Below are 25372 nucleotides of genomic sequence, written 5' to 3' on the forward strand. Positions count from 1 at the left end.
CTCAGTACGTCTCGTACGAAGGACAGCATGGCCGAGATCGCCGCCGAAGGACCGGACCCGACGTGTGACCTGCGTCAAAGAAATCCGGAGCGGAGTCGGCCGGTCGATGTCGGTGCGGCGGTGCAGTATCGCAGCCACATCGCCGAATTGGGTGGTTTTGCTCGCGCGCGTTGCCCAAGCGATGCCGACTGACGTTGGTCATCGGGTCCTGCGATGCGGGATAATGGCTGGGAAGCAATGTGTTCGATGCCGGTGTCGCGTGTCCGTTTCGGAACCGCGGATGCCCTCCCAGGGCTCTCGGCAGACGATGAGCTGGTTTCAGGAAGGGGAACGAGCATGGCGGCCATGAAGCCGCGGACGGGTGATGGCCCGCTCGAGGTGACCAAGGAGGGGCGGGGCATCGTCATGCGCGTTCCGCTCGAAGGCGGCGGTCGACTCGTCGTCGAGCTGACCCCTGACGAGGCCGAGGCGCTCGGCGACGCCCTCAAGAAGGTCGTCGTCTGACGTCCCAGCGATCCTGTCCTTCGGACCGCCCCGGCATCGTACGCGGTGCCGGGGCGATCGCGCTCCCGGACCCCGCGGCGGGCCTCACCTCTTGACCGCGCACAGGAGACCGTCGCCCACCGGCAGCAGCGACGGGACCAGTTCCTGGCTCTCGCGCACCGCGCGCAGCAGCTCCCGCAGCCGCAGCACCTCCGTGGGCTGCGGCCCGGAGTCCACCGTACGGCCGTTGGCGAATATGCCCTCGAACACCACCAGACCGCCCGGCCGCAGCAGGCGCAACGATTCAGCGAGGTAGTCCAGGTACTCCAGCCGGTCGCCGTCGCAGAAGACGAGGTCGTAGCCGGCGTCCGCGAGCCGGGGCAGCACGTCCAGGGCGCGGCCGGGGATGAAGCGGGCCCGGTTGCTGGCGAAACCGCAGGCGCGGAAGGCCTGCCGGGCGAACTGCTGGTGCTCCGGCTCCGGGTCGACCGTGGTGAGCACCCCGTCCGGGCGCATGCCGTGCAGCAGATGGATTCCGGACACCCCGCAGCCCGTGCCGATCTCCGCGACCGCCTTCGCGTCCACGGAGGCGGCGAGCAGTCGCAGCGCGGCGCCGGTGCCGGGCGACACCGAGCGCAGCCCTGCCTCGCGGGCCCGGTCGCGGGCCCACCGCAGCGCGTCGTCCTCGGCGACAAAGGCGTCGGCGAACGCCCAGCTCGTCGGCCGGTTGCCGGTAATGACCCTCTCCTGTCCCCGTGATTGCCTGGGCGTGACTGTATCCGTTGGTGGCGGGAACCCGCAGATAGGACCAGGCGTTAAAAGGGTTGAGACGGTGGCCCGGGACGTGACGGGGGTAAGACGGGGGTGCCAGAGGTGGATGGGGACGTCGCGCAACTGCTGACGCAGCCGGATGAGCCGTGTCAGCCCAGATCAAATTCTTGTAAAACCGCTTATGGGGAGCTAACGGGCGAGGTGGCTATGGTAGGGGCTCCACTGGACACCACCAGAGCTGACAGGGGAGGTGCGGCTGCGCCCGGAGACCGGGGTGGAGTGCTGCGGCGCTTCCTCGGGTCGGCGGGCAGGCCGAAATCCGTGACCGACACCGCTGCTGACCACCACGCCGGTTTCGCCGCAGGCGAGGCCCCCCAGACCGCGACCTTCTCCACCGACGCGGACGGGCAGGCGTGGACTCCGCCCACGTGGGAGGAGATCGTCAGCACGCACAGCGGCCGGGTCTACCGGCTCGCCTACCGTCTGACGGGCAATCAGCACGACGCCGAGGACCTCACCCAGGAGGTCTTCGTCCGTGTCTTCCGCTCCCTGTCGACGTACTCGCCGGGCACCTTCGAGGGCTGGCTGCACCGCATCACCACCAACCTGTTCCTGGACATGGTCCGGCGCAAGCAGCGCATCCGCTTCGACGCCCTCGGCGAGGACGCGGCCGATCGCCTGGCCAGCCGCGAGCCCACCCCGCAGCAGCTCTTCAACGACGCGCACTTCGACGCCGACGTCCAGCAGGCCCTGGACACCCTCGCGCCCGAGTTCCGCGCCGCCGTCGTCCTGTGCGACATCGAGGGACTGTCGTACGAGGAGATCGCCGCCACCCTCGGCGTGAAGCTCGGCACGGTCCGCTCCCGTATCCACCGTGGCCGCTCCCAGCTCCGCAAGGCGCTCGCCCACCGGTCCCCGGAGGCCCGCGCGGCCGAGCGGCGCTCCTTCGTGGCCCGTGTCCCCGCTCTGGGGGGAGGGGGCGCGACCGCGTGAGTGGATCTCGGCCCAAACCTGCGGAGGCACACCTCGCAGAGCAGCACCTGGGAGACCGGCTCTCCGCCCTGGTGGACGGAGAGCTCGGTCATGAGTCGCGTGAGCGGGTCCTCGCGCACCTGGCCACCTGTGCCCGGTGCAAGGCGGAGGCGGACGCCCAGCGCCGACTGAAGAACGTGTTCGCGGAGACGGCCCCGCCGCCTCCCTCGGCGAGCCTCCTGGCCCGCCTCCAGGGCCTCCCCGGAGGAGGTGACCCGGACGGCGACGGCACGTCGCCGCCGGGGGGAGGACTCTTCGGCCGCGGCCCGGGTGACGACGAGACCACCGGGCCGGCGGGAGTCTCCGGCGTCTTCGGGCTGAAGCGCGGCGAGCGCTTCACGTTCGGCTACCTCCCGGCCCGCTCGCACGGCTCCGCGCATCCGGGCAGCCCGGTCCCGGCCGCCGAGGAGCGCGGCTTCCGCATCCACGCCGTCGGCCGCCCGGACGACGGCCGCTCAGCCTCGCGCGGACTGCGGTTCGCGTTCGCCGCCGCCGGCGCGGTGTCGCTGGCCGCGGTCGCCCTCGGCGGCGTGACCACCGCCGTCCCCGGTGACACCACCGCGGACCCCCGCGGCGGCACCGGCACCGGCAGCAATGTGATACCCGCGCGCCCGGCGGGCACCGGCGCGGGCTCGGCCACGCCCGACAGCCTGCGCCGCCGCTCGGTGGGACCGCTGCTCGCCCAGGGCGGTACCCGGTTCGGACCGTTGCCGGCCGTCCCGACGTCGATGACGGCGCCACTGGTGCCCGGCCTGCCGACGCCCGGCACCGGCGGGACCCGCGGCGACGACGCCACGCGCGGCCTGACCGCGCCGGTGATGGCCGGTGCGGCCGCCGTCTCCCCACTGATACGTCCGCTCGACGACACCGTGGTCTATCCGCTCGCCGCCTGGTCCAGGTTTCCCGGAGTGACCGGCTCCGGCCTGCCGCTCGCCCCCGTCCCCGGCACCACCCCCGCTCCCGCACCGTCCGCCTCCACACCCCGCCAGACCCCCTGACCGGCCACTGCGCCACGGCCCGCGAACCTGGTTGAATTCGTGCGGGCCGTTCCCGCGGCGTTGACCCGGGGGCGTAGTCGACGTTCCGCGGCCACCGCCGAAGCGCGCGGCCGCGGCCAGCCGTGGGGAGAGCATGAACAAGGGCAACCGTGTCCCGCCGGAGGACGCCCCGGAGGGAACGGCGGATGTGACACCGACCGGCCGAACCGACGCCGAGCAGCCGGGGGCGGACAACACCGGCGCCGCGGTCGACGGGGACTTCGAGCTGGCCAAGCCGGTGCCGAAGGTGACCGACGGGGCCGGAGCGGATGGAACCGCCGCAGCCGCCGCGTCGACCGAGCCCGAGTCCGAGCCCGAGAACAACGCCTGGGTGGCTCCCACCACCGAGCGGCCGAAGCCGTTGCACGACCCCGACCCCTACGGCACCCCGCCGTACGGCGAGCCGGGCCCCTGGGCGCCCGCACCGCCCGTACAGCACCCCGCGGTCACCACGGCCCGGGGAACGGCCCAGGGAGCGCCACCGCTAGCCGCCGCACCCGCGCCCACAGCAGCGCCGCACACCGCCGCCCCCGGCCTCCCCGCCCCCGCAGGACCGCTGCCGCCCACCTCGGCGGCGGAGACGGGTCAGCGGTACGACCCCTGGGCCACCGGCTCGCCCAAGGAGCAGGTGTTCGCTCAGGGGGCGTTGCAGCAGACCGGTGCCGGGGTGCTGACGGCTGGGCAGCGCAAGCGGCGGGGGCGGGGGCTGCTGGTCGCGTGGACTCTGGCGGTCGCCGTCGTCTCCGCGGGGATCGGCGGGGTGGCCGGCGCCTGGGTCCAGCGGCAGGGGCTGGGGGACGACGTACATCTGCCGCAGGCCGGACACGTACCCGTCGGGCGGGCGCCGTACAGCGTGGCCGGGATAGCCGCCCGCTCGCTGCCCAGTGTCGTCACGCTCCATGTCACCGGCACCGACCAGTCGGACACCGGCACCGGCTTCGTGCTCGACACCCAGGGGCACATCCTCACCAACAACCACGTCGTCGCGCCGGCCGGACCAGGCGGCGAGATATCCGTGACGTTCAGCAGCGGCGACACGATCAAGGCCAAGGTGGTCGGCCACGACAGCGGCTACGACCTCGCCGTCGTCCAGGTCCGCGGGGTGCCCGGGCTCACCCCGCTGCCCCTCGGCAACTCCGACGACGTCCAGGTCGGTGACCCCGTCGTCGCCATCGGCGCCCCCTTCGACCTCGCCAACACCGTCACCTCCGGCATCATCAGCGCCAAGGAGCGGCCCATCACGGCAGGCGGGGAGAAGGGGGACGGGAGCGACGTCTCGTACGTCGACGCGCTGCAGACCGACGCCCCCATCAATCCGGGCAACTCCGGTGGGCCGCTGCTCGACTCAAGGGGCCAGGTCATCGGCATCAATTCGGCCATTCGTTCCGCCGACGGCAGCTCCGACTCGGAGAGCGAACAGGCCGGCTCCATCGGACTGGGCTTCGCCATCCCCGTGAACCAGGCCAGGCGTGTCGCCGAGGAACTGATCAACGACGGCCACGCGACCCACCCGGTGATCGGCGTCACGCTCGACACGGCGTACACCGGCGACGGCGCCCGTATCGACAGCAGGAGCGCGGACGGCGGCCCCGCCGTGACCCGGGGCGGCCCCGGTGCACGAGCCGGTCTCAAGGCGGGCGACATCATCACCGGGGTCGACGGGCAGCGCGTGCACACGGCCGAGGAGCTGATCGTCAAGATCCGTGCCCACCGGCCCGGTGACCGGCTGCGGCTGACGGTCCGGCGCGACGGCACGGATCAGGAGGTCCCGCTCCGACTGGGCGCGGCGGAGCAGAACTGACAGAAGTCTCACCTCGGGACGGTACCGGTCGGACAGGAACGCCGGGTACCGTTGAGCGACCGAGGACATCGCAAGGAGCGTCAGGTGTTCAATGACATAGGACCACTGGAGCTGGTGACGATCATTGTGCTCGCCGTGCTCGTCTTCGGTCCGGACAAGCTCCCGAAGGTCATCCAGGACGTCACGCGCACGATCCGGAAGATCCGCGAGTTCTCGGAGAGCGCCAAGCAGGACATCCGCAGCGAACTGGGTCCGGAGTTCAAGGACTTCGAGTTCGAGGACCTCAACCCCAAGACGTTCATCCGCAAGCAGCTGGACAACGACGAGCTGGGCCTCAAGGAGATCCGCAACGGCTTCGACCTGAAGAAGGAGATGGCCGAGGTCACGGACGCCGTAAACGGGCGGGAGAGCGAAGCCTCCGCGTCCTCCGCGTCTTCTTCGGGTTCGGCCCCCTCGGGGCGGATCGACATGACCAAGAAGCCGGAGGAGCCCGGCAAGGACGAGCGGCCGCCCTTCGACGCGGACGCCACCTAGGTGCACGCCCCGGCGCCGACACGCGCACGCGGGCGTACGCCACGCACGTGACGCGTTTCATAGCGCGCACCCCTCGCGCACGGCGTGAACAGGCCGTTCGCGCGACCCACGCATCCAGCGCCTGCCCTGCGGCTCTCACCGGTGTGGATATGCTGCCGAGTTGTTGTGCGGACCGGCGAGTACGCCCGAAGGGGGGCGGGCCATCCCGGTCCGACGAGAGCGAGGAGGCGTCCGGGCAGATGGAGACGACGAGTCGGGTGGGCGCGCAGGCGCCGGCCGCGGAGGGTGCGCAACAGCTCCCCTTCGCCCGGCGTACGGTCGACGGTTACCTGCAGGCACCCTTCCCGTGGTACGGCCTCGACGAGGCGTTCACCGGGCCGCGCTGGCTGATGCAGGTCGGTACGGCGGCCGACGGTGCCGTCGAGCACGGTTCGATCGGGCACGGCGACGAGCCCTCCCTACGGGGCGAGGCGGGCGCAGCCGGTGAGCCGCGGGAGAAGTTCGCGGTGGTCGTCACCGTGGCCGCACAGCCGTCCCGGAGGAGCGCCGACGGTACGGGGCTGCTGGAGGCCACGTCGGTCTCCTCGGCGGCGTGGCTGGCCGGGGTGGGGCTGCTGTCGTTCACCTGGCCCGCGCAGATGGACCACAGCCTGCGGGACGACTGGCTGGAGCAGCAGACCGAGACCGCATGGGCTTTGGCCGACGATCTGGAGGGGCCGGAGTGGAGTCGGCTCTCTCTGCCGGTGGACGGGGTTGCGGCCGCTTTCCATTACCGGGAGTCGGAGTTCGGGTGGGTGCTCGCCGGCACCACTGAGGCGGGGGTGCACCTGGGTGCGTACGGGCGGGGGATGAGCGCGTACGGGCTTGGGTTCGCCGTGGTGAAGGACGTTGCCGCCTACGCATGACTGAGGGGCGCCGGTTGCTTTCGGCGCCCCTTCGCCGTAGGGCCTCTAGAACTTGTTCTTCGGGGTGATCCCCAGAGACAGGCCCGAAAGGCCCCGCTGGCGACCGCCCAGCTTCCCGGCGATCGACCTCAGCGCGCTGCCCGCCGGGGAGTCCGGGTCGGTCAGGACCACTGGCTTGCCCTCGTCGCCGCCCTCGCGGAGGCGGACGTCGATCGGGATGTTGCCGAGGACCGGGACCGTCGTACCCGTCGTACGGGTCAGGCCGTCGGCGACCAGCTGGCCGCCGCCCGTGCCGAAGACGTCGACCATCTCGCCGCAGTGCGGGCAGGGCAGGCCGGACATGTTCTCGACCACGCCGACGATCTTCTGGTGGGTCTGAACGGCGATGGAACCGGCGCGCTCGGCGACCTCGGCCGCCGCCTGCTGAGGCGTCGTGACGACCAGGATCTCGGCGTTCGGGACCAGCTGGGCCACGGAGATGGCGATGTCACCGGTGCCGGGCGGGAGGTCCAGGAGGAGAACGTCCAGGTCGCCCCAGTACACGTCCGCGAGGAACTGCTGGAGGGCACGGTGGAGCATCGGGCCGCGCCAGACGACCGGGGCGTTGCCCGGGGTGAACATGCCGATGGAGATGACCTTCACGCCGTTCGCCGACGGCGGCATGATCATGTTCTCGACCTGGGTGGGACGGCCGTCCGCGCCCAGCATGCGCGGCACGCTGTGGCCGTAGATGTCGGCGTCGACGACGCCCACCTTCAGGCCGTCGGCGGCCATGGCGGCCGCCAGGTTCACCGTCACCGAGGACTTGCCGACGCCGCCCTTGCCGGAGGCGACCGCGTAGACGCGGGTGAGGTTGCCGGGCTTGGCGAAGGGGACCTCGCGCTCGGCCTGGCCGCCGCGCAGGGCCGCCGCCAGCTCCTTGCGCTGCTCGTCGCTCATCACGTCGAGGGTGACGTCGACACGGGTGACGCCCTCGACCCGGGACACCGCCTCGGTGACACGCTGGGTGATCGTGTCGCGCATGGGGCAGCCGGAGACCGTCAGGTACACGGTGACCGCGACCGCGCCGTCCTCCCCGATCTCCACCGATTTGACCATCCCCAGTTCGGTGATGGGTCGGTTGATCTCGGGGTCGTTCACCGTCGCCAGTGCCTCGCGCACCGCGTCTTCCGTAGCCATAAGGACGATGGTACGGCGCGCCGAGGGGCGTCCGGGATGCCCCTCAGCGGTCGTCTGTGTCACGTCCCGGAGAACGATCTGACCGTTCCGCCGGGAATAGGACATGCCCGTCGTGATGCCGTCGGTGCTCCAGCTCCTTGACCATGTCCTGCAGCTCCGAGCGGATCCAGTCGCGGGTCGCGACCTCGCCCAGGCCCAAGCGCAGTGCGGCGATCTCCCGGGTCAGGTACTCGGTGTCGGCGATGGACCGCTCGTTCTGCTTGCGGTCCTGCTCCAGGTTGACCCGGTCGCGGTCGTCCTGCCTGTTCTGCGCGAGCAGGATCAGCGGGGCCGCGTAGGAGGCCTGCAGGGACAGCGCCAGGGTCAGGAAGATGAACGGGTATTCGTCGAAGCGCAGATGGCGGGGCGCGGCGATGTTCCACAGCACCCAGACGATGATGACGATCGTCATCCAGACGATGAAGCGTCCCGTGCCCAGGAAGCGGGCGATGCGCTCCGACAGCCGGCCGAAGGCCTCCGGGTCCCACTCGGGGATGATCCGGCGGCGCGGCGGGCGCGGCTGGTCCAGCCGGGGTGCCCGGGGCCGGGTGGCGGCGGTGGCGCCCGCCGGGTTGCGCTCGCGGGTCGCGATGTCACGCTCAGGAGCCATAGCTGCCCACCCCCTCGTTCTCGTCGTTCAGGTGGAACTCCGTCTCGCGCCAGTCCTCGGGCAGCATGTGGTCCAGTACGTCGTCCACGGTGACCGCGCCGAGCAGCGACCCGGACTCGTCCACCACGGGCGCGGCGACCATGTCGTACGTGGCGAAGAACCCGGCGATGATGCGCAGCGCCGCGTCCGGGTCGAGCGGCTGCAGGTCGGTGTCGACGATGGAGCTGACGAGGGAGTAGGGCGGCTCGCGCAGCAGCCGCTGGAAGTGGACCGTGCCCAGGTACTTGCCGGTCGGGGTCTCGTCCGGGGGCCGGCAGACGTAGACCTGGGCGGCGAGCGAGGGGGAGAGGTCGGGGTTGCGGACCCGGGCGAGCGCGTCGGCGACGGTGGCGTCCGGGCGCAGCACGATCGGCTCGGTGGTCATCAGACCGCCGGCCGTGTGCTCCTCGTACGACATCAGCCGGCGCATGTCGGCCGCGTCGCCCGGCTGCATCAGGCTCAGCAGCCGTTCCTTGTCCTCCTCGGGCAGTTCGCCGAGCAGGTCGGCCGCGTCGTCGGGGTCCATGGCCTCCAGGACGTCCGCCGCGCGCTCCTCCTTCAGCTTGCCGAGGATCTCGATCTGGTCGTCCTCCGGCAGTTCTTCGAGTACGTCGGCCAGCCGGTCGTCGTCCAGGGCGGCGGCGACCTCGGCGCGCCGCTTGGGGGAGAGGTGGTGCAGGACGTTGGCGAGGTCGGCGGGGCGCAGCTGCTCGAAGGTGGCGAGCAGGCTCTCGGCGCCCTGGCCGTGCTCCTCCAGGGAGAAGCCGGTGACGGCCGACCACTCGACGGTCAGCGTCTCGCCCTTGGCCCGCCGGAAGGCGCTCGCCTTCTTGCCCTTGCGGACGAAGACGCGGTCGATCTCCCAGTCGCGGCGGGCCGGCAGCTGCTGCACGGACACGTCGAGGACGGTGACCTCCTCGCGGGTCTCCACCAGCGTCACCCGCCGGTCCAGCAGCTCGCCGAAGACCAGCCGCTCGGTGGGCCGCTGCTCGAAGCGCCGGACGTTCATCACGCCGGTGATGATGACCTGCCCGGACTCGACGCCGGTGACCCGGGTCATGGGCAGGAAGATACGGCGCCGGGTGGTCAGTTCGACGACCAGCCCGAGGAGGCGCGGAGGTTTGCGGCCCACGCGCAGCATCACGACCAGGTCGCGCACACGGCCCACCTGGTCGCCGTTCGGGTCGAAGACGGGGACCCCGGCGAGGTGCGAGACGAAGATCCGGGGGGCGCCGGCTGCCATGGCTCTGCTTCCTCTGCTGATGTGGCCTGGGAATCGCCCTTTGGTGGGGTGTTCCGCATTCTTTGTGAATAGATCGGTGAATTGCTCGGATTTGCCCGCTCGGGTGCGCTTCAGGCTAGCCCCTACCGGTCGAACACGCCCCGGTGGGGGGTCCGGACGGACTGGCTCCGCCGGGTGGCCGGGGCACCGGTACGCTGCCGTGCACCGCTCAGGAACCGTCAGAAAGGCGACCCCACCTGTGACTGCGATTCCCCAGGGCCGTACCCGCCGGGCCGCGCTGGTCGCCGCGATCTGCGTCGGCGCCGTGACGGGGACGGCGGTGCTGACCGGGTGCGGCGCCGAGGATCCGGACGCGGGGACGAACGGCGTGGGCAAGCTGCCCGCCGACAAGATCCAGGCGAAGACCCGGTCGGCCGCCCAGGGGGCGTCGGCGGTACGGCTGTCCGGCACCGTGGTCACCAGCGGCCGCACGTACCAGCTGGACATGCGGCTGAAGGCCGACGGCGGGACCGGCTCCGTGACCTCGAAGGGGGCGACCTTCAAGCTGCTGCGGGTCGGGAAGCAGCTGTATCTGAAGGCCGACGCGGACTTCTGGAACCAGGCCGGCGGCAAGAACGGCGCCGACGGCGCGGGCGAGAAGCTGAACGGCAAGTATGTGAAGGTGCCGCAGGGCGATCCCGCGTACCGGAAGTTCAGCGGCTTCACGGACAAGGACGTCCTCCTCGGCGGACTGCTCAGCCTGCACGGAACACTGGCGACGGACGGCCACCACGACGACGCGGGTACCCGCACCATCCGCATCACCGGCGACAAGGGCTCCGGCGGCAGCCTCGACGTCTCCCTCGAGGGCACCCCGTATCCCCTCCGCCTGGTCCGCGGCGGCGGCGCGGGCACGCTCAGCTTCTCGGACTGGGGTAAGGACTTCGCTGTCGCCGAGCCCGCGAAGGGTGAGACCGTGGACTACGGGCGGCAGCTGCCGACGTCGTAGGCGTTCGGGTGGGTCCGCTCAGGGGGGGGCTGAGCAGGAGGTTCGGCGCTACCGTCCCTTCCGGCGCTTGGCGAGAAGCTTCGGCAGGCCCGCCGGCACCGGTCGGCGCGTGGTCGCCGGCGTCGGCACAGGAGCCTCCGCCAGGCTGCCGGCGGGCAACGGCACCCCGGACCCCGCCGGAACCAGGCGCAGCACCCGGCACTCGCGGGCCCAGCGGGCCGGCATCTCCTCGCCGTCGGGGGCGTTCAGGCGCTTGCCCTTCAGCTCGGCGACGGCCGCCTGCCACTCCTCGGAGCCGGAGGGCAGCTCGGACACGGTCGCGGGGAACGTCACCAGCCGCCCGCCCTTGTCCTTGCTGCGCACCGTCACCTCGGCGGTTCCCCCGTCGGCCAGCCCCTCCAGGGGCTGCTCACCGGGCCCGCCCCCGACCAGGCACACCGCGCCCTCGTGCCACACGTGCCACAGCGCACGCGCGGCGGAGGCCCCGGCGCCCCTGACCCAGATGAGGCCGGACTTCTTGCAGGCCTCCTCGATGAGGGCCCGGTCGAGCAGCTCGCTTGTCATGCGCCCAGCCTATCCAGCGCCCGCTCACAGCCAGCCGTTGCGCTTCAGCACCCGGTGGATGCCCACACACATGGCGATGGTGACGCCCAGGACCAGCGGGTAGCCGTACTTCCAGTGCAGCTCGGGCATGTGGTCGAAGTTCATCCCGTACACGCCGGTCACCATCGTCGGCACGGCGATGATCGCGGCCCAGGCGGTGATCTTGCGCATGTCCTCGTTCTGCGCGACGGACGCCTGCGCCAGGTTGGCCTGGAGGATGGAGTTGAGGAGTTCGTCGAAGCCCAGCACCTGCTCCTGGACCCGGGCGAGGTGGTCGGCGACGTCCCGGAAGTACTTCTGGATGTCCGGGTCGATCAGCCGCATCGGCCGCTCGCTCAGCAGCTGCATCGGGCGCAGCAGGGGAGCCACCGCGCGCTTGAACTCCAGTACCTCACGCTTGAGTTGGTAGATCCGCGCCGAGTCCACACCACGGGAGACCCCGCCCTTGCGGCCCGGCGAGAAGACCTCGGTCTCCACCTCGTCGATGTCGTCCTGCACCGCGTCGGCGACCGCGATGTAGCCGTCCACGACGTGGTCCGCGATCGCGTGCAGCACCGCCGAGGGGCCCTTGGCGAGCAGCTCAGGGTCGTCCTGCAGCCGGTGGCGCAGCGCCCGCAGCGAGCCCTGGCCGCCGTGCCGGACGGTGATGAAGAAGTCCCGGCCGGTGAAGCACATGACCTCGCCGGTCTCCACGACCTCGCTGTTGGCGGTGAGCCGGTCGTGCTCGACGTAGTGGATGGTCTTGAAGACGGTGAAGAGCGAGTCGTCGTACCGCTCCAGCTTGGGCCGCTGGTGCGCCTGCACCGCGTCCTCCACGGCCAGCGGGTGCAGCCCGAACACGCTGGCGATACCGGCGAATTCGGCTTCGGTCGGCTCGTGCAGACCGATCCACACGAAGCCGCCGTCGCGCCGCACCAGCCGCATCGCCTCGTGCGGGCCGAGCGGCTTGTCGTTGCGCACGCGGACGCCGTCGCGGTAGACGGCGCAGTCGACCACGGCCGACGGGGTGGCGGGGTCGCGGGTGGTGTCGTACGACGCGCTCGACGGGCTCGTGGGCTTGCGCAGCGAGACGCGGGACGGACGGACCGCGGCGCGCAGGTCGCGGATCATCGACATGGGCAGGCTCCTTCGCGACAGGCAACGAAAGGCCGCCGGCGACGGGTGGAACTACCCGGAATGGGGACGTCCTGACTGCGGGATGTTTGGCACGTCCACAAAGCGGGGAGCACCGCACCGTTGCGGTGGCGACTTCGCTACTGATGCAGAACTGATGCGATCGGCGGATCGGGTGATCAGACGGATCGGATGATCAGGCGGATCAGGCAAAGCGAAACGAAGTGCTCTTCCGAAGGGCAACGCGCACGGGAAGGCGTAGAGCAGCCGGAAACCAGCCAGTGACTACATCAACGGGCGGAAGAGCGAGTGGTACTGCACGGTCGACTTCGATCCATGACAGCCCCACCTCCTCCGGCCGGTCCCTCGTAAGGGAGTCTCATCGGCGTCGGGACTCGATAGCGACGCTTCTGCGTGCTGTCCCGAACCACCGGCTCAGCGTAGCAGCCGCCCGATGTGTCAAGGCGCAGCTTTGCCCGCTACTGACGAGTTCTATGCTCACGGCATGGTTGATGTTCTTCCTCTGGTCGAAGCACGGTTGACCACCGCGCTGGGCGAGCCGGACGCGCGCGCCGCCGTCACCTTCCTCGGCACGGACCGCATCGAGGTGCTCCGGTTCCAGGAGGGGGACGTCGTGCGGTACGCCACCCTCGGCATGTCCGCGCACCCCATGACCGACCCCACCGCGATGCTCGCCGACCCGGTCAAGGGCCCCCGCGCCGAGCTGGTCCTGTCCGTCCGCGCGGGCCTCGCCGACACCGACAAGGTGCTCCGGCCGCTGGCCGTGCTGGCCGCCTCCCCGCAGGTGGAGGGCCTGGTCGTGACCCCGGGTGCCTCCCTGGACGTCGGTGACCCGCTGTGGCCCGGCGCCCCCTTCACCTCGGTCCTGGTGGGTGAGCCCGGCGGCCTGGTCGAGGACCTGGAGCTGGACGACCCGATGGAGCCCGTACGGTTCCTGCCGCTGCTGCCGATGACCCCGAACGAGGCCGCCTGGAAGCGGGTGCAAGGCGCCCAGGCCCTCCAGGAGCGGTGGCTCGCGAACGGGACGGACCTGAGGGATCCCGCCCGCAGGTCGGTCCCGCTCGACTGATCCGGAGGTGACCGATCTCACCAACGCAGGGCCGGACTCGGCCAGTTGGCAAAGACGGTGACGCCGTCCGCGGTGTCGTGCGGCCCCGCGCGGCTTGCGGCGGGACCGGGCCGACCGGGCCGATGCCCGTGAACCCGACTGCGCAATAGATCGATGTAGATGGCATCGGGTTTGCCGGACGGGTGATCGTCCTTGACGTGGGCGTTCGGGGGTAGGACCGTGGAGCCCTATGAGGGGCGAACCCAGTTGCCCGAGGTGCGGTGGCCGGGTCAGGGCGCCCGGTCTCTTCGCCGATGCGTGGCAGTGCGATGTGCACGGCACGGTGTATCCGCTGCAGCCCGTGATCCCGCCCAGTGTCGAAGCCCTCAGCGCCGTCGTGCACCGCACACACGTGCCGTTGTGGATGCCCTGGCCGCTGCCCGTCGGCTGGCTCTTCACGGGCGTGGCCTACGCGGGTGACGACCGCAGCGGTGGCCGCGCGACCGCCGTCGCCTGCTCCGGACCCGGCCCGCTCGGCGGCCCGGCCGAACTCATCCTGGTCGCCGAGGAGCTCGGCGTCGGCCTCGGCGCGCGGTACGCGGGCATCGACGGCCCGGACCCGGGGTCGTACATGAACGTCGAGAAGCCGCCCCAGGCCAAGGTGCTGGCCGTCGGCCGCCCGACCCCGCTCTGGCACGTCTACCGCACTCCCGACGACCGCGCCGTCTTCGCCGGTGAGGCCCTCGGCATGTGGCTGTGGGCGGTGGTGTGGCCGGAGCAGGCGGGCCTGCTCATGTACGACGAGCTGGTGCTGACCGATCTGCGGGACGCGGGGGCGGAGCTGGATCTGGTGCCCTTCGGAGCGTTGTCGCCGCGCTTGCTTCGGCCGTAGCGCCCACTGGGGTGCCGGGTGCTGTCTGATGGCGGCTGCGGGTTGTGGTGGGTTGCTCGCGCAGTTCCCCGCGCCCCTTTCAGGTTGGCTGCCGTAGGGGGCGCTGAACGGTTGCGGGTGTGACAGTGGGCTTGAAAATCCCGGTATCCTTAGGTGTCCCCTTCCGTCCGTCATCGCCTGGAGTCTGCGTGCGTATCGATCTGCACTGTCACTCCACGGCCTCCGACGGTACGGACACCCCGGCCGAGCTGGTGCGCAATGCCGCCGCTGCCGGGCTGGACGTCGTCGCGCTGACCGATCACGACACCACCCGTGGGCACGCCGAGGCGATCGCCGCGCTGCCCGAGGGGCTCACCCTGGTCACCGGGGCCGAGCTGTCCTGCCGGATCGACGGCATCTCGATGCACATGCTGGCCTATCTCTTCGACCCCGAGGAGGCCGCGCTGCTCGCCGAGCGCGAGCTGGTGCGGGACGACCGGGTGCCGCGGGCCAAGGGCATGATCGCCAAGCTCAACGGGTTGGGCGTGCCGGTCACCTGGGAGCAGGTCGAGCGGATCGCGGCCGGCGGTTCGGTGGGGCGGCCGCATGTCGCGACGGCGCTGGTCGAGCTGGGCGTCGTACCGACGGTGAGCGACGCGTTCACCGAGGAGTGGCTGGCCGACGGCGGCCGGGCCTTCGTGGAGAAGCACGAGACCGACCCCTTCGAGACGATCCGGCTGGTCAAGAACGCGGGCGGGGTCTGTGTGTTCGCGCACCCGGCCGCCGCCAAGCGCGGTCGTACGGTCCCGGAGGCGCGGATCGCGGAGCTGGCCGAGGCCGGTCTGGACGGCATCGAGGTCGACCACATGGACCACGACGCCGACGCGCGCCACCGGCTGCGGGGCTTGGCGAAGGACCTGGATCTGCTGGTCACGGGCTCCTCGGACTACCACGGCAGCCGCAAGACCGTGGCGCTGGGCGCGTACGCGACCGACCCCGAGGTGTACGGCGAGATCACGCGGCGGGCCACCGGGGCGTTCCCCGTGCCGGGGACCGGCGGGGCCTGAGGCCGTCAGCGGCCCTCGCGCGCCCCCAGTCCACCCTTTTCCAGCAAGGCCAGTACTTCCCCCATGTTCGACATCGCCGGCTTCGGTTCCCTGTTTCTGACCCTTTTTGTCATCATGGATCCCCCAGGGATCACCCCGATCTTCCTCGCCCTCACCGCCGGCCGTCCGGCCAAGGTGCAGAAGCGGATGGCCTTCCAGGCCGTGTGCGTGGCGGGCGGGGTCATCGCCACCTTCGGTGTCCTGGGCCACCAGATCCTCGACTACCTGCACGTCTCCGTCCCCGCGCTGATGATCGCGGGCGGCCTGCTGCTTCTGCTGATCGCACTGGACCTGCTCACCGGCAAGACCGACGAGCCGAAGCAGACCAAGGACGTGAACGTGGCGCTCGTACCCCTGGGTATGCCGCTGCTGGCCGGGCCCGGTGCGATCGTGTCCGTGATCCTGGCCGTGCAGAAGGCCGACAGCGCGGCCACGCAGGTATCGGTGTGGAGCGCGATCCTCGCGATCCATGTCGTGCTGTGGCTGGTGATGCGCTACTCGCTGCTGATCATCCGGGTCATCAAGGACGGCGGTGTCGTGCTGGTGACGCGGCTCGCGGGCATGATGCTCTCCGCGATCGCCGTGCAGCAGATCATCAACGGTGTCACTCAGGTGATCCGGGGGAGCTGAGCCCTCGTCGGCTCGGCTCCCCCGGAAAGCTTGAGTGGCGCGCAGCGCGTGAGCGTTACGAGGCCTGGGTGTCGGCCGGGCGGATCCACAGGCGCTGTCCGATGGCGGCGGCCTGCTGAACGATCCGGTTGACGGAGGCGGCGTCCACGACGGTGCTGTCCACGGTCGTGCCGTCGACCTCGTCGAGTCGCATGATTTCGAAGCGCATGGCTTCTCCCTTCGTCTGGTCATCCTCCTGCGGAGAACTACTTGGCGGGCCGGATGTGTCTTCCGGCCTCGTGAGTAGTCAACCTGCTTCTTGTTACAAACATTCCCTACGCTAAAGAAAATTTTCGAACGACTAATTACCGAGCGGTAAGTAGAGGGTGCGGGACTGATCGGGAGCGGTTGTGTTCGCAGCGTGACCACCGGGACAATGGAGGCGATGAACGACGACCTGGCCGCCCTGGGCGCCCGCATCGACCGCACGAACGAGCTGCTGGAACGCATGCTCGCCGAGGTGGCGAAGACGCCCTCCACCCACGCGATCTTCGTCGACGCGGGCTATCTGTACGCGGCCGCGGGCCGGCTGGTCGCCGGGACCGAGGACCGCCGGGCCTTCGATCTCGACGCCGAGGGCCTGATCGAGGCCCTCATCGACCGGGCCCGCCAGGTCTTCGCGGACAGCCGCCTGCTGCGTGTGTACTGGTACGACGGCGCCCGCCGGCGCATCCACACCGCCGAGCAGCAGTCCATCGCCGAACTCCCCGACGTCAAGGTCCGCCTCGGCAACCTCAACGCCAACAACCAGCAGAAGGGCGTCGATTCCCTGATCCGCAGCGACCTCGAATCACTGGCGAGGCATCGCGCGATCAGCGACGCTGCCCTGCTCGGCGGTGACGAGGACCTGGTCTCGGCGGTCGAGGCGGCGCAGGGCTACGGCGCCCGCGTCCACCTGTGGGGCATCGAGGCCCCCGAGGGCCGCAACCAGGCGGAACCCCTCCTCTGGGAGGTCGACAGCCAACGCACCCTCGACCTGGAGTTCTTCAAGCCGTACGTCTCCCGCCGCACGGCCGCCGCGTACGACGCCACCGCCGGCACCCGCCCCACCCGCGAGGACGTCCGCTTCGTCGGCGCCCAGATCGCCGCGAAGTGGCTCGTCTCCCGAGGCCGCGAGGCCCTGGTCGAGTTGCTCCCCGGCCACCCCTACCTCCCCGGCTCCGTCGACCAGGACCTGCTGGTCGAGGCCGAGGGCCTGCTCCAGTACTCCCTGCGCGGCCAGGCAGACCTGCGCCGCGCCCTGCGGGACGGCTTCTGGGACCATCTGCAGACGCAGTACTAGCCCTGTCCGACGCCACTGTTCCTGGTCCGGCGGCGCCGGCCCTGTCCGGCGGCTAGGCCTGTCCGGTGGCGCTGTCCCAGAAGTCGGCGATCGCGCGGGCCGTGGCGAGGGGCTGGTCGGTGTTGGGGGAGTGCTCGGCGTTCTCGATCACCGTCCGCCGTGCGTTCAGTCGTACCGCCATGTCGTCCAGCAGCTGCAGCGGCCAGGTGTCGTCCCGCGCGCCGGACAGGACGTGGAACGGCAGCGGCAGCGCAGCCAGTTCCGTGACACGGTCTGGTTCCGCGCACAACTGGCGTCCGGTGGCGATGAGTTGGGCCGGCTTGGTGCCAAGCCAGCGGCGCTGCAGGTCGTCCCGGTCGTCGAGGCCGCCGTCGAGCGCCGCCGTCTCGGTCTCCTCGGGCGTCTCCATCGCCCGCATCGCGTCCCACACCTGGCCCATGGTCATCACCGCGAGCGCGTCCCGCAGCAGCTTCACGCGCTGCTGCTGGGATTCCGAGATCTGCGCGGGGCCGGAGGCCATGAGGGTGAGCGACCGGAAGGGTGCGTGGTCGAGGAGTACGGCCGCGCGCGAGATCTGCCCGCCGAGGGAGTGCCCCAGCAGATGCACCGGCTCCCCGAGCGCCGCCGCCTGCGCCAGCACGTCCCGCGCCAACTCCTGCTGCGCATAAGCCGATTCGTCGGTGTCGGGCCCGTCCGACTCGTACTGCCCGCGCCCGTCGACGGCCACGGTCCGGTACCCGCGCCGCGCGAGCGGCACGTGCAGCGGATTGAAGTCCTCCTTGCTCCCGGTGAACCCCGGCAGCAACAGCGCCACCCCTCGGGGCTCGACCCCGTCGGCCACGGGAGCGTCGATGACGGCGAACTCCCCGCGCGCGGTCCGCAGCGAGTACGCACGGGCACCGGGAGGCGGGACGAAGGTGGCGGGCCTGCTCATGGGGAGAGGCTACCGGGCGCGGCGCCGCGCGCTGTGCTGTGGCTGGGCGGGAGCGTCTCGGAGGCGTGCGCGTACGCAGACCGCGGCGCGGCATCCGGGAAAGGCGACGGCCCGGTCCTCATCAGGGACCGGGCCGTCGCTTGTCGTGTGCCGGATCAGCCCTCGGCGACCTCGACGGCCGCCGTGGCCTTACGGGTACGGCGACGCGGCTTGGCCTCCGGCGCCGGCTCCTCGGTGGCCTGCGTCGGAATCTCCGCGGCGACCGCCTTGGCGACGGCCTTGCGGGTCCGGCGGACCTTCGGCGTGGCCGCCTCGGCGTCCCCGTCCGCCTCGGCGACGGCGGCGGCCGTCTTGCGGGTGCGGCGGGGCTTGGCCTCCGCGGCCTCGGCCGTGTCCACCGCGGCTTCGGCGGCGGCAGCCGTCTTGCGGGTCCGGCGGACCTTCGCCGTGGCCGCCTCGGCGTCCCCCTCCGCCTCGGCGACGGCGGCGGCCGTCTTGCGGGTGCGGCGGGGCTTGGCCTCGGCTTCGGCTGCCTCGGTCGTCTCCGGTGCGGCGGCGGCCTTCTTCCGGGTGCGGCGCGGCTTGGCCTCCGCGGCCTCGGCCGTGTCCACGGCGGCCTCGGCCTCCGCAGCCTCCGTCGTCACCGGTGCGGCGGCGGCTTTCTTGCGGGTGCGGCGCGGCTTGGCCTCCGCCTCCGTGTCCGCCGGTGCTGCCTCGGCCGGTGCTGCCTCGGTGACGGCGGCGGCCGTCTTCCGGGTGCGGCGCGGCTTGGCCTCCGTGCCCTCGGCCGTGGCGACGGCCGTCTCGGCGGTGGGCTCGGCCGTCTTGCGCGTACGGCGGCGCGGCTTCGCCTCCGGGGCCTCCACGGGGGCGGCCTCGGCCTGCGGCTCGGCGGCCACAGGTGCCGTCTCCGCCGCCGGCGCGGTGGTCTCGGGCGCCGTCTCGGTCATGGCCGGCTCCGCCGACTTGCGGGTGCGGCGGCGGCGCGGCTTCTCCGGGACCTCAGGGGTCTCCAGCCGGGCCGGGCCCTCCGCCGTGTCCACCGACTCGACGGCGGCCTCGGTGGCCGTCACCTGCTGCGCCGGTGCCCCGCCGCGCGTACGGCGACGGCGGCGCAGGGTGCGGGGAGCGCTGGACTCCGTCACGTCGGCGGCCTCCGGGGCGCCCGACTCGGACGCCGGCACCGAGGTGGTCGTGGTGGCGTCGACCGGCGCTCCGCCACGGGTGCGGCGGCGACGGCGCGCCGTACGGTCCGTGGGCTCGCGCTCGGTGGTGCCGGACTCGGGACGGCTGTCACGCTCGCCCCGGCCGCGACCGCGTGCGCCACGCCCGCCGGTCTCGCCGAGATCCTCCAGCTCCTCCGCGTCGAGACCCGCTCGGGTCCGCTCCGAGCGCGGCAGGACGCCCTTGGTGCCCGCGGGGATGCCGAGGTCGGAGAACAGGTGCGGGGACGAGGAGTACGTCTCCACCGGGTCGTTGAAGTCCAGCTCCAGCGCCTTGTTGATCAGCTGCCAGCGCGGGATCTCGTCCCAGTCGACGAACGTGATCGCCGTACCCTTGGCGCCCGCGCGGCCCGTGCGGCCGACGCGGTGCAGGTACGTCTTCTCGTCCTCGGGGGTCTGGTAGTTGATGACGTGGGTCACGCCCTCGACGTCGATGCCGCGCGCGGCGACGTCGGTGCAGACCAGGACGTCGACCTTGCCGTTGCGGAAGGCGCGCAGCGCCTGCTCGCGGGCGCCCTGGCCGAGGTCGCCGTGGACCGCGCCGGAGGCGAACCCGCGGCGCTGCAACTGCTCGGCGATGTCGGCGGCCGTGCGCTTGGTGCGACAGAAGATCATCGCCAGTCCGCGGCCCTCGGCCTGCAGGATGCGGGCGACCATCTCCGGCTTGTCCATGGAGTGACCGCGGTAGACGAACTGCTTGATGTTCGCGACCGTCGCGCCCTCGTCGTCCGGCGCGGTGGCGCGGATGTGCGTGGGCCGGGACATGTAGCGGCGCGCGAGGCCGATGACCGCGCCCGGCATGGTCGCCGAGAACAGCATGGTCTGGCGCTTGACCGGCAGCATGTCGATGATCTTCTCGACGTCGGGCAGGAAGCCCAGGTCGAGCATCTCGTCGGCCTCGTCGAGGACCAGGCACTTCACGTGCTTGAGGTTCAGCTTCTTCTGGCCGGCGAGGTCGAGCAGCCGGCCCGGGGTGCCGACGACCACGTCGACGCCCTTCTTCAGGGCCTCCACCTGGGGTTCGTAGGCCCGGCCGCCGTAGATCGCCACCACGCGCACGTTACGGACCTTGCCCGCGGTCAGCAGGTCGTTGGTGACCTGGGTGCACAGCTCGCGCGTGGGGACGACGACGAGCGCCTGCGGGGCGTCGGTGAGGGCCTCGGGGGCGGCGCGTCCGGCCTCGACGTCGGCGGGGACGGTGACGCGCTCGAGGAGCGGAAGACCGAAGCCCAGCGTCTTGCCGGTGCCGGTCTTGGCCTGGCCGATGACGTCCGTGCCGGAAAGGGCGACGGGGAGCGTCATCTCCTGGATGGGGAAGGGGGTGATGATGCCGACGGCCTCCAGGGCCTCGGCGGTCTCGGGGAGAATCCCAAGGTCTCGAAACGTCGTAGTCAGGGTCATGCCTCTTCTGTGTGCGCGGCGCGAGGCGAGCGCGGGGGTCATGTGCGACCGTGCCGGGGACGTCGGCCGCCGTACGGGCGAGCCACTCAAGGCAAGCCGTAGGGCACGGGACCTCTGCCGACGCTCTAGCGCTCGTACCGCTGAGGGTGTCCCTCCGGTCGTCGTACGAACTGTTCCGTACGGCCAGGGAGGGCTGTCGGGTCGGAGCCGATCGGGCCACCGACCGGGCATCCTCATGCATGCGGCCTGTTCTGAGACGTCGAACACCGTCGACGCACTCGGGCAGGCGCATTACCACCATACCCCGGATTCGCGCACATGCGATGGCCGATTTGGTCACGTCATGGTCGTCACACTGATCGGCAACGACCTTCCGGTGCCGCGCAAGCGGGCTATTGTGCGCCTCATGACTAGCTCTGACAAGCCTGAGAACGCGTCCGCCGCCTCCGCCGAACCCACCGGTGTCGCCGCCCAGGACTGGGCGCAGGCCTCCGCCGACCCGCAGTACCGCGCCGCCGTCGTGGACCTGCTCGGCGCGCTCGCGTACGGGGAGCTTGCGGCGTTCGAGCGGCTCGCGGAGGACGCGAAGCTCGCGCCGACCCTCGCGGACAAGGCGGAGCTGGCGAAGATGGCCTCGGCCGAGTTTCACCACTTCGAGCGGCTGCGGAACCGGCTGACCGAGATCGGCGAGGAGCCGACGGCGGCGATGGACCCGTTCGTCGCCGCACTCGACGGCTTCCACCGGCAGACCGCGCCCTCGGACTGGCTGGAGGGCCTGGTCAAGGCCTACGTCGGCGACTCGATCGCGAGCGACTTCTACCGGGAGGTCGCCGCCCGTCTGGATTCGGACACGCGCGAACTCGTCCTCGCCGTGCTCGACGACACCGGGCACGCCGGGTTCGCGGTGGAGAAGGTGCGGGCCGCCATCGACGCGGACCCGCGGGTCGGGGGCCGACTGGCGCTGTGGGCGCGGCGGCTGATGGGCGAGGCGCTGTCACAGTCCCAGCGGGTGGTCGCGGACCGGGACGCGCTGTCCACGATGCTCGTGGGCGGGGTTGCCGACGGGTTCGACCTCGCGGAGGTCGGGAGGATGTTCTCGCGGATCACCGAGGCGCACACGAAGCGGATGGCTGCGCTGGGCCTCGCGGCCTGAGAGCCGGTGCGCTCTGTGGGGGCGGGTGCGGTGACTTGCGCGGCTGCCGCTGGGGTGTGGTTGCGCGCGCCCCGCGGCGGAGCCGCATATCAGACACAGCCCCGCGCCCCTTCGGGGGCGCTGCGCCCTCCGCGTCCCTGACGGCTCGGCTTTGGCTACGCCGTCAATGATCGTCGGCGCAGGCGGCCTGACGGGCGCAGGAGCAGGGACAGGGATGCCGCCGAGATGATCGCGGCGCCCAGCAGGCTCAGCCAGGCGGCGCCGGGGCCGAGGGCGGTGTGGGTGACGAAGTCGCCGAAGAGGGCGCCGGCGATGCCCGTGGAGAAGACCATGGGGCGGGCCGGCAGGCGGTGGGACAGACGGTGTGCCGCCGCCCAGGAGAGGATCAGACCGAGCACTGCGGACGCGAGTGCTTCCAGGATCATGTCGGGGTTCCTCCCACGGCCGGCCTGCCCACATGCGGTCGTAGCTGGTCATACCCGTGGCCTGCAAAGTGCAATCATCCGCCGTGGAGGAGTTGTGCTCCGACCGTGGGCCCCGCACATGCGGAAGGGCCCGGCGGCACACGGCCGCCGGGCCCTTCTCGTGACGTCGCCTACAGCGCGCCGAAGCCCACCTTGCGCACGGTCGGCTCGCCGATCTCCACGTACGCCAGGCGGTCCGTCGGCACCAGGACCTTGCGGCCCTTCTCGTCCTGGAGGGCCAGCAGCTGCGTCTTTCCGGCCAGCGCGTCACTCACCAGGCGCTCGACCTCCTCGACGCTCTGACCGCTCTCCAGAACGATCTCGCGGGGCGCGTACTGCACGCCGATCTTGACCTCCACGGCTATGTCCCTCCGACGGTCAGTGATGTGCGCGATCTTCCGCGCCGTACCCAGCACACATTAGCCCGGTGAGAGGACCCGTACGCCGCGGGCCGGAACGCCGTCAGCGAACAGCGCACGGGAACAAACGGCCGTCAGTGGTGTTCGGTGCCGTGCAGCGGGAAGCCGGCGATGCCCCGCCAGGCCAGCGAGGTCAGCAGCTGCACCGCCTGGTCGCGCGGCACGCTGCGGTCGCTGTGCAACCAGGAGCGGGCCACCACCTGGGCGAGGCCGCCGAGGCCGGAGGCGAGCAGCATCGACTCCGCGCGCGACAGTCCGGTGTCCTCGGCGATGACGTCGCAGATCGCCTCGGCGCAGTCGTTGGTGACCTTGTCGACGCGCTCGCGGACCGCGGGCTCGTTCGTCAGATCCGACTCGAAGACCAGCCGGAAGGCGCCGCCGTCGTCCTCGACGTAGGCGAAGTAGGCGTCCATGGTCGCCCGGACCCGCTGCTTGTTGTCGGTCGTCGACGCCAGCGCGTTGCGCACGGACTGGATCAGCGACTCGCAGTGCTGGTCCAGCAGGGCGAGGTAGAGGTCGAGCTTGCCGGGAAAGTGCTGGTAGAGCACCGGCTTGCTCACGCCGGCACGCTCGGCGATGTCGTCCATCGCCGCCGCGTGGTACCCCTGCGCGACGAAAACCTCCTGGGCGGCGCCCAGCAGCTGGTTCCGTCGGGCTCGGCGTGGCAGACGGGTGCCACGCGGGCGTGCCGCCTCAGTTTGCTCGATGGCTGTCACGCCGCCTCCCAAAGTCGTCCATTTCGCGGTGTCAGCCGCGCGGCCATCGTACTTTTCGGTAACCGTGGTGTGCGCGGTGCGAGCGCAGAATTTCACGTACCGGACGGCGGCGAAAGCTGCAGTCGGGCTCCGTGCGAGCTGCAGCGGGCGTCTCGTGCGGCCGCGGGGTCGGCGAGGTCAGCGGTAGTCGTCCTCGTCGAGTGAGACCACACGCGCCTGTTCGACCAGATCGGCCTCGTTCGCGCGGGCCGGATCCACGCCCGTCAGGGGGTCGTCACGGTCCGGCTTGACGTCGGCGTGCTGCTCGGCGGCGTCCACCTCGTTGGCTTCGACGTCGATCTCCGGGACCGCGTCGGCCTCCAGATCCTCGATTGTGTCGGGTTCGGTGGGGTCATAGGCCATGGTGGGCTCCCTTCCTACGAACGTCCCTGGAAACAGCAGGGGCCACATACGGGTGCCCTGTGTACGAGCCTATGAGACTCCGGAACCGGATGCCATGCCGTCTCGCCCGTTCGCAGCGGACCTGTTCGGATCCGGTAGGGATCTGGTCGGGATCCGGGTGCGGTGCCGCTTCACCCGTCATTCGCGGGTCGCTCTGTGACGGCGAACACATGAACCACGACGTGATCACCTCGTAACATTGCCGCATGTCTTCGACCGAGTCGCCGTCCGTGCCGGCCGCCAGTGTTCTTCCGAGGGTGGCGCCCGTCCGGGTCGGCGAGGGCGAGCGGCTGCGGTCCGTGGGACTGCCCGGGGTCACCCTGTCGATCCGGTCCCGCCGTCCCGCCCGCGAGGGCCTGCCGCCCGCGCTGTACGTCCACGGGCTCGGCGGTTCCTCGCAGAACTGGTCGGCGCTCATGGCCGAGCTGGACGGCGTCGTCGAGAGCGAGGCGGTCGACCTGCCGGGCTTCGGCGACTCACCGCCCCCGGACGACGGGAACTACTCCGTCACCGGGCACGCGCGTGCGGTGATCCGCTATCTCGACGCGGCCGGCCGCGGCCCGGTGCACCTGTTCGGCAACTCGCTCGGCGGCGCGGTCGCCACGCGCGTGGCCGCCGTACGCCCCGACCTCGTCCGTACGCTCACGCTCGTGTCCCCGGCCCTGCCGGAGCTGCGCATCCAGCGCACCGCGGCGCCGACCGCGCTGCTCGGGGTGCCCGGTGTCGCCGCGCTGTTCACCCGGTTCACCAAGGGGTGGACGGCCGAGCAGCGGGTGCGCGGGGTCCTGGCGCTCTGCTACGGCGACCCCGGGACGGTGTCGCCCGAGGCGTTCCAACACGCCGTGGAGGAGCTGGAGCGACGGCTGCAACTGCCGTACTTCTGGGACGCGATGGCCCGCTCCGCGCGCGGGATCGTCAACGCCTACACGCTCGGCGGACAGCACGGTCTGTGGCGCCAGGCCGAGCGGGTGCTCGCGCCGACCCTGCTGATCTACGGCGGCCGTGACCAACTGGTCGGCTTCCGCATGGCCCACCGGGCCGCCCGCGCCTTCCGTGACTCGCGTCTGCTGTCCCTGCCGGACGCCGGGCACGTGGCGATGATGGAGTACCCGGACGTGGTGGCCACGGCGTTCCGGGAACTCCTCGCGGAGACCGGGGACACCGGCACCGACTCGGGCACGGGGAGCTGAGGCCGGCGTGGGACGCCACAGCCGCCGCGGCCCGTCCCCGAAGGACGACTCCGCGGA

Annotated in this window: 28 protein-coding genes; 15 read left to right on the forward strand and 13 right to left on the reverse strand. The window is 71.4% G+C overall.

The annotated features are described in order from the left end of the window. The first annotated feature begins 27 nt into the window (after window positions 1-27). Together ACFYOH_RS02955 and ACFYOH_RS02960 are read left to right on the forward strand one after the other, a co-directional pair. Complete coding sequence (locus ACFYOH_RS02955; RefSeq protein ID WP_388620475.1) at window positions 28-192, forward strand: hypothetical protein; 165 nt, start codon at window positions 28-30, stop codon at window positions 190-192. 144 nt (window positions 193-336) lie between these two features. Continuing rightward, window positions 337-504, forward strand: a complete 168-nt coding sequence (locus ACFYOH_RS02960; RefSeq protein ID WP_018544333.1) for a DUF3117 domain-containing protein — start codon at window positions 337-339, stop codon at window positions 502-504. 84 nt (window positions 505-588) lie between these two features. Here ACFYOH_RS02960 and ACFYOH_RS02965 read toward each other — a convergent pair whose 3' ends face one another. After that, window positions 589-1287 carry an O-methyltransferase gene (locus ACFYOH_RS02965; protein WP_388621062.1) on the reverse strand — a complete coding sequence of 233 codons (699 nt, stop codon included), beginning with the start codon at window positions 1285-1287 and terminating at the stop codon, window positions 589-591. A 246-nt stretch (window positions 1288-1533) separates the two neighbouring features. Here ACFYOH_RS02965 and sigE point away from each other — a divergent pair, with 246 nt between their 5' ends. The 5 genes from sigE (at window position 1534) to ACFYOH_RS02990 (ending at window position 6563) form a co-directional block, all read left to right on the forward strand. Continuing rightward, entirely contained in the window at window positions 1534-2247 is a 714-nt protein-coding gene (sigE, locus tag ACFYOH_RS02970; RefSeq protein WP_388620478.1) for an RNA polymerase sigma factor SigE, read from the forward strand. Then, window positions 2244-3284 carry an anti-sigma factor family protein gene (locus tag ACFYOH_RS02975; protein WP_388620481.1) on the forward strand — a complete coding sequence of 347 codons (1041 nt, stop codon included), beginning with the start codon at window positions 2244-2246 and terminating at the stop codon, window positions 3282-3284. The genes sigE and ACFYOH_RS02975 overlap by 4 nt, the downstream gene beginning before the upstream one ends. Before the next feature lie 133 nt (window positions 3285-3417). Further along, on the forward strand, window positions 3418-5124 hold the full coding sequence (locus ACFYOH_RS02980) for a S1C family serine protease (RefSeq protein ID WP_388620484.1): 1707 nt from the start codon (window positions 3418-3420) through the stop codon (window positions 5122-5124). A gap of 84 nt (window positions 5125-5208) precedes the next feature. After that, complete coding sequence (locus ACFYOH_RS02985; RefSeq protein WP_388620487.1) at window positions 5209-5658, forward strand: sec-independent translocase; 450 nt, start codon at window positions 5209-5211, stop codon at window positions 5656-5658. A 239-nt stretch (window positions 5659-5897) separates the two neighbouring features. Beyond that, window positions 5898-6563: a hypothetical protein gene (locus tag ACFYOH_RS02990; protein WP_388620489.1), complete on the forward strand. Its 666-nt coding sequence runs from the start codon at window positions 5898-5900 to the stop codon at window positions 6561-6563. Window positions 6564-6608: 45 nt separating this feature from the next. Here the strand turns inward: ACFYOH_RS02990 and ACFYOH_RS02995 are convergent, their stop codons facing one another. The 3 genes from ACFYOH_RS02995 to ACFYOH_RS03005 are packed head-to-tail and all read right to left on the reverse strand — an operon-like array spanning window position 6609 to window position 9673. Beyond that, window positions 6609-7742, reverse strand: coding sequence for an Mrp/NBP35 family ATP-binding protein (locus ACFYOH_RS02995; RefSeq protein ID WP_388620491.1), 1134 nt, complete (start codon window positions 7740-7742; stop codon window positions 6609-6611). Window positions 7743-7785: 43 nt separating this feature from the next. Further along, window positions 7786-8391, reverse strand: coding sequence for a DUF1003 domain-containing protein (locus ACFYOH_RS03000; protein ID WP_388620493.1), 606 nt, complete (start codon window positions 8389-8391; stop codon window positions 7786-7788). After that, window positions 8381-9673: a magnesium transporter MgtE N-terminal domain-containing protein gene (locus ACFYOH_RS03005; RefSeq protein WP_388620496.1), complete on the reverse strand. Its 1293-nt coding sequence runs from the start codon at window positions 9671-9673 to the stop codon at window positions 8381-8383. Before ACFYOH_RS03005 ends, ACFYOH_RS03000 begins: the two co-directional genes overlap by 11 nt. A 238-nt stretch (window positions 9674-9911) precedes the next feature. Between ACFYOH_RS03005 and ACFYOH_RS03010 the strand changes: the two genes are divergently transcribed. Beyond that, entirely contained in the window at window positions 9912-10661 is a 750-nt protein-coding gene (locus tag ACFYOH_RS03010; RefSeq protein WP_388620499.1) for a hypothetical protein, read from the forward strand. A gap of 48 nt (window positions 10662-10709) precedes the next feature. Here the strand turns inward: ACFYOH_RS03010 and ACFYOH_RS03015 are convergent, their stop codons facing one another. Both ACFYOH_RS03015 and ACFYOH_RS03020 read right to left on the reverse strand, forming a co-directional pair. Beyond that, window positions 10710-11225, reverse strand: a complete 516-nt coding sequence (locus tag ACFYOH_RS03015; RefSeq protein ID WP_388620502.1) for a hypothetical protein — start codon at window positions 11223-11225, stop codon at window positions 10710-10712. 24 nt (window positions 11226-11249) lie between these two features. Next, window positions 11250-12380 carry a magnesium and cobalt transport protein CorA gene (locus ACFYOH_RS03020; protein ID WP_388620505.1) on the reverse strand — a complete coding sequence of 377 codons (1131 nt, stop codon included), beginning with the start codon at window positions 12378-12380 and terminating at the stop codon, window positions 11250-11252. A 502-nt stretch (window positions 12381-12882) separates the two neighbouring features. On the opposite strand from ACFYOH_RS03020, the gene ACFYOH_RS03025 reads away from it, so the two are divergent. From ACFYOH_RS03025 to ACFYOH_RS03040, 4 genes are all read left to right on the forward strand, one after another. Next, window positions 12883-13467, forward strand: a complete 585-nt coding sequence (locus ACFYOH_RS03025; protein ID WP_388620507.1) for a suppressor of fused domain protein — start codon at window positions 12883-12885, stop codon at window positions 13465-13467. Window positions 13468-13696: 229 nt separating this feature from the next. After that, window positions 13697-14338: a DUF6758 family protein gene (locus tag ACFYOH_RS03030; protein WP_388620510.1), complete on the forward strand. Its 642-nt coding sequence runs from the start codon at window positions 13697-13699 to the stop codon at window positions 14336-14338. A 188-nt stretch (window positions 14339-14526) separates the two neighbouring features. After that, complete coding sequence (locus tag ACFYOH_RS03035) at window positions 14527-15384, forward strand: PHP domain-containing protein (RefSeq protein WP_388620513.1); 858 nt, start codon at window positions 14527-14529, stop codon at window positions 15382-15384. 63 nt (window positions 15385-15447) lie between these two features. Then, the gene (locus ACFYOH_RS03040) at window positions 15448-16053 is read left to right on the forward strand and encodes a MarC family protein (RefSeq protein WP_388620516.1); all 606 of its coding nucleotides are present in this window, start codon (window positions 15448-15450) and stop codon (window positions 16051-16053) included. A gap of 55 nt (window positions 16054-16108) precedes the next feature. Here ACFYOH_RS03040 and ACFYOH_RS03045 read toward each other — a convergent pair whose 3' ends face one another. Continuing rightward, complete coding sequence (locus ACFYOH_RS03045) at window positions 16109-16261, reverse strand: hypothetical protein (protein WP_194294011.1); 153 nt, start codon at window positions 16259-16261, stop codon at window positions 16109-16111. Between the two features lie 207 nt (window positions 16262-16468). Between ACFYOH_RS03045 and ACFYOH_RS03050 the strand changes: the two genes are divergently transcribed. After that, window positions 16469-17374 (forward strand): NYN domain-containing protein, encoded by a 906-nt coding sequence (locus tag ACFYOH_RS03050; protein ID WP_388621064.1) that lies wholly within the window; start codon window positions 16469-16471, stop codon window positions 17372-17374. A 52-nt stretch (window positions 17375-17426) separates the two neighbouring features. Here ACFYOH_RS03050 and ACFYOH_RS03055 read toward each other — a convergent pair whose 3' ends face one another. Then, complete coding sequence (locus ACFYOH_RS03055; protein ID WP_388620521.1) at window positions 17427-18308, reverse strand: alpha/beta fold hydrolase; 882 nt, start codon at window positions 18306-18308, stop codon at window positions 17427-17429. 155 nt (window positions 18309-18463) lie between these two features. Continuing rightward, complete coding sequence (locus ACFYOH_RS03060; protein ID WP_388621066.1) at window positions 18464-20833, reverse strand: DEAD/DEAH box helicase; 2370 nt, start codon at window positions 20831-20833, stop codon at window positions 18464-18466. A gap of 505 nt (window positions 20834-21338) precedes the next feature. Between ACFYOH_RS03060 and ACFYOH_RS03065 the strand changes: the two genes are divergently transcribed. Continuing rightward, on the forward strand, window positions 21339-22085 hold the full coding sequence (locus ACFYOH_RS03065) for a ferritin-like fold-containing protein (RefSeq protein WP_388620524.1): 747 nt from the start codon (window positions 21339-21341) through the stop codon (window positions 22083-22085). A 155-nt stretch (window positions 22086-22240) separates the two neighbouring features. On the opposite strand, the gene ACFYOH_RS03070 is transcribed toward ACFYOH_RS03065, so the two are convergent. The 4 genes from ACFYOH_RS03070 to ACFYOH_RS03085 form a co-directional block, all read right to left on the reverse strand. Further along, a complete protein-coding gene (locus tag ACFYOH_RS03070; protein WP_388620527.1) occupies window positions 22241-22510 on the reverse strand; it encodes a hypothetical protein in 270 nt (89 codons plus the stop codon). 170 nt (window positions 22511-22680) lie between these two features. After that, a complete protein-coding gene (locus ACFYOH_RS03075) occupies window positions 22681-22908 on the reverse strand; it encodes a DUF3107 domain-containing protein (protein ID WP_388620530.1) in 228 nt (75 codons plus the stop codon). A 134-nt stretch (window positions 22909-23042) separates the two neighbouring features. Continuing rightward, window positions 23043-23684 carry a TetR/AcrR family transcriptional regulator gene (locus tag ACFYOH_RS03080; protein WP_132853227.1) on the reverse strand — a complete coding sequence of 214 codons (642 nt, stop codon included), beginning with the start codon at window positions 23682-23684 and terminating at the stop codon, window positions 23043-23045. Between the two features lie 177 nt (window positions 23685-23861). Next, window positions 23862-24086: a hypothetical protein gene (locus tag ACFYOH_RS03085; protein WP_388620533.1), complete on the reverse strand. Its 225-nt coding sequence runs from the start codon at window positions 24084-24086 to the stop codon at window positions 23862-23864. Between the two features lie 245 nt (window positions 24087-24331). Here ACFYOH_RS03085 and ACFYOH_RS03090 point away from each other — a divergent pair, with 245 nt between their 5' ends. Then, on the forward strand, window positions 24332-25315 hold the full coding sequence (locus ACFYOH_RS03090) for an alpha/beta fold hydrolase (RefSeq protein ID WP_388620536.1): 984 nt from the start codon (window positions 24332-24334) through the stop codon (window positions 25313-25315). The last annotated feature ends 57 nt before the right edge of the window (window positions 25316-25372 follow it).

The sequence above is a fragment of the Streptomyces sp. NPDC007856 genome, from assembly GCF_042868225.1.
Taxonomy (GTDB): Bacteria; Actinomycetota; Actinomycetes; order Streptomycetales; family Streptomycetaceae; genus Streptomyces.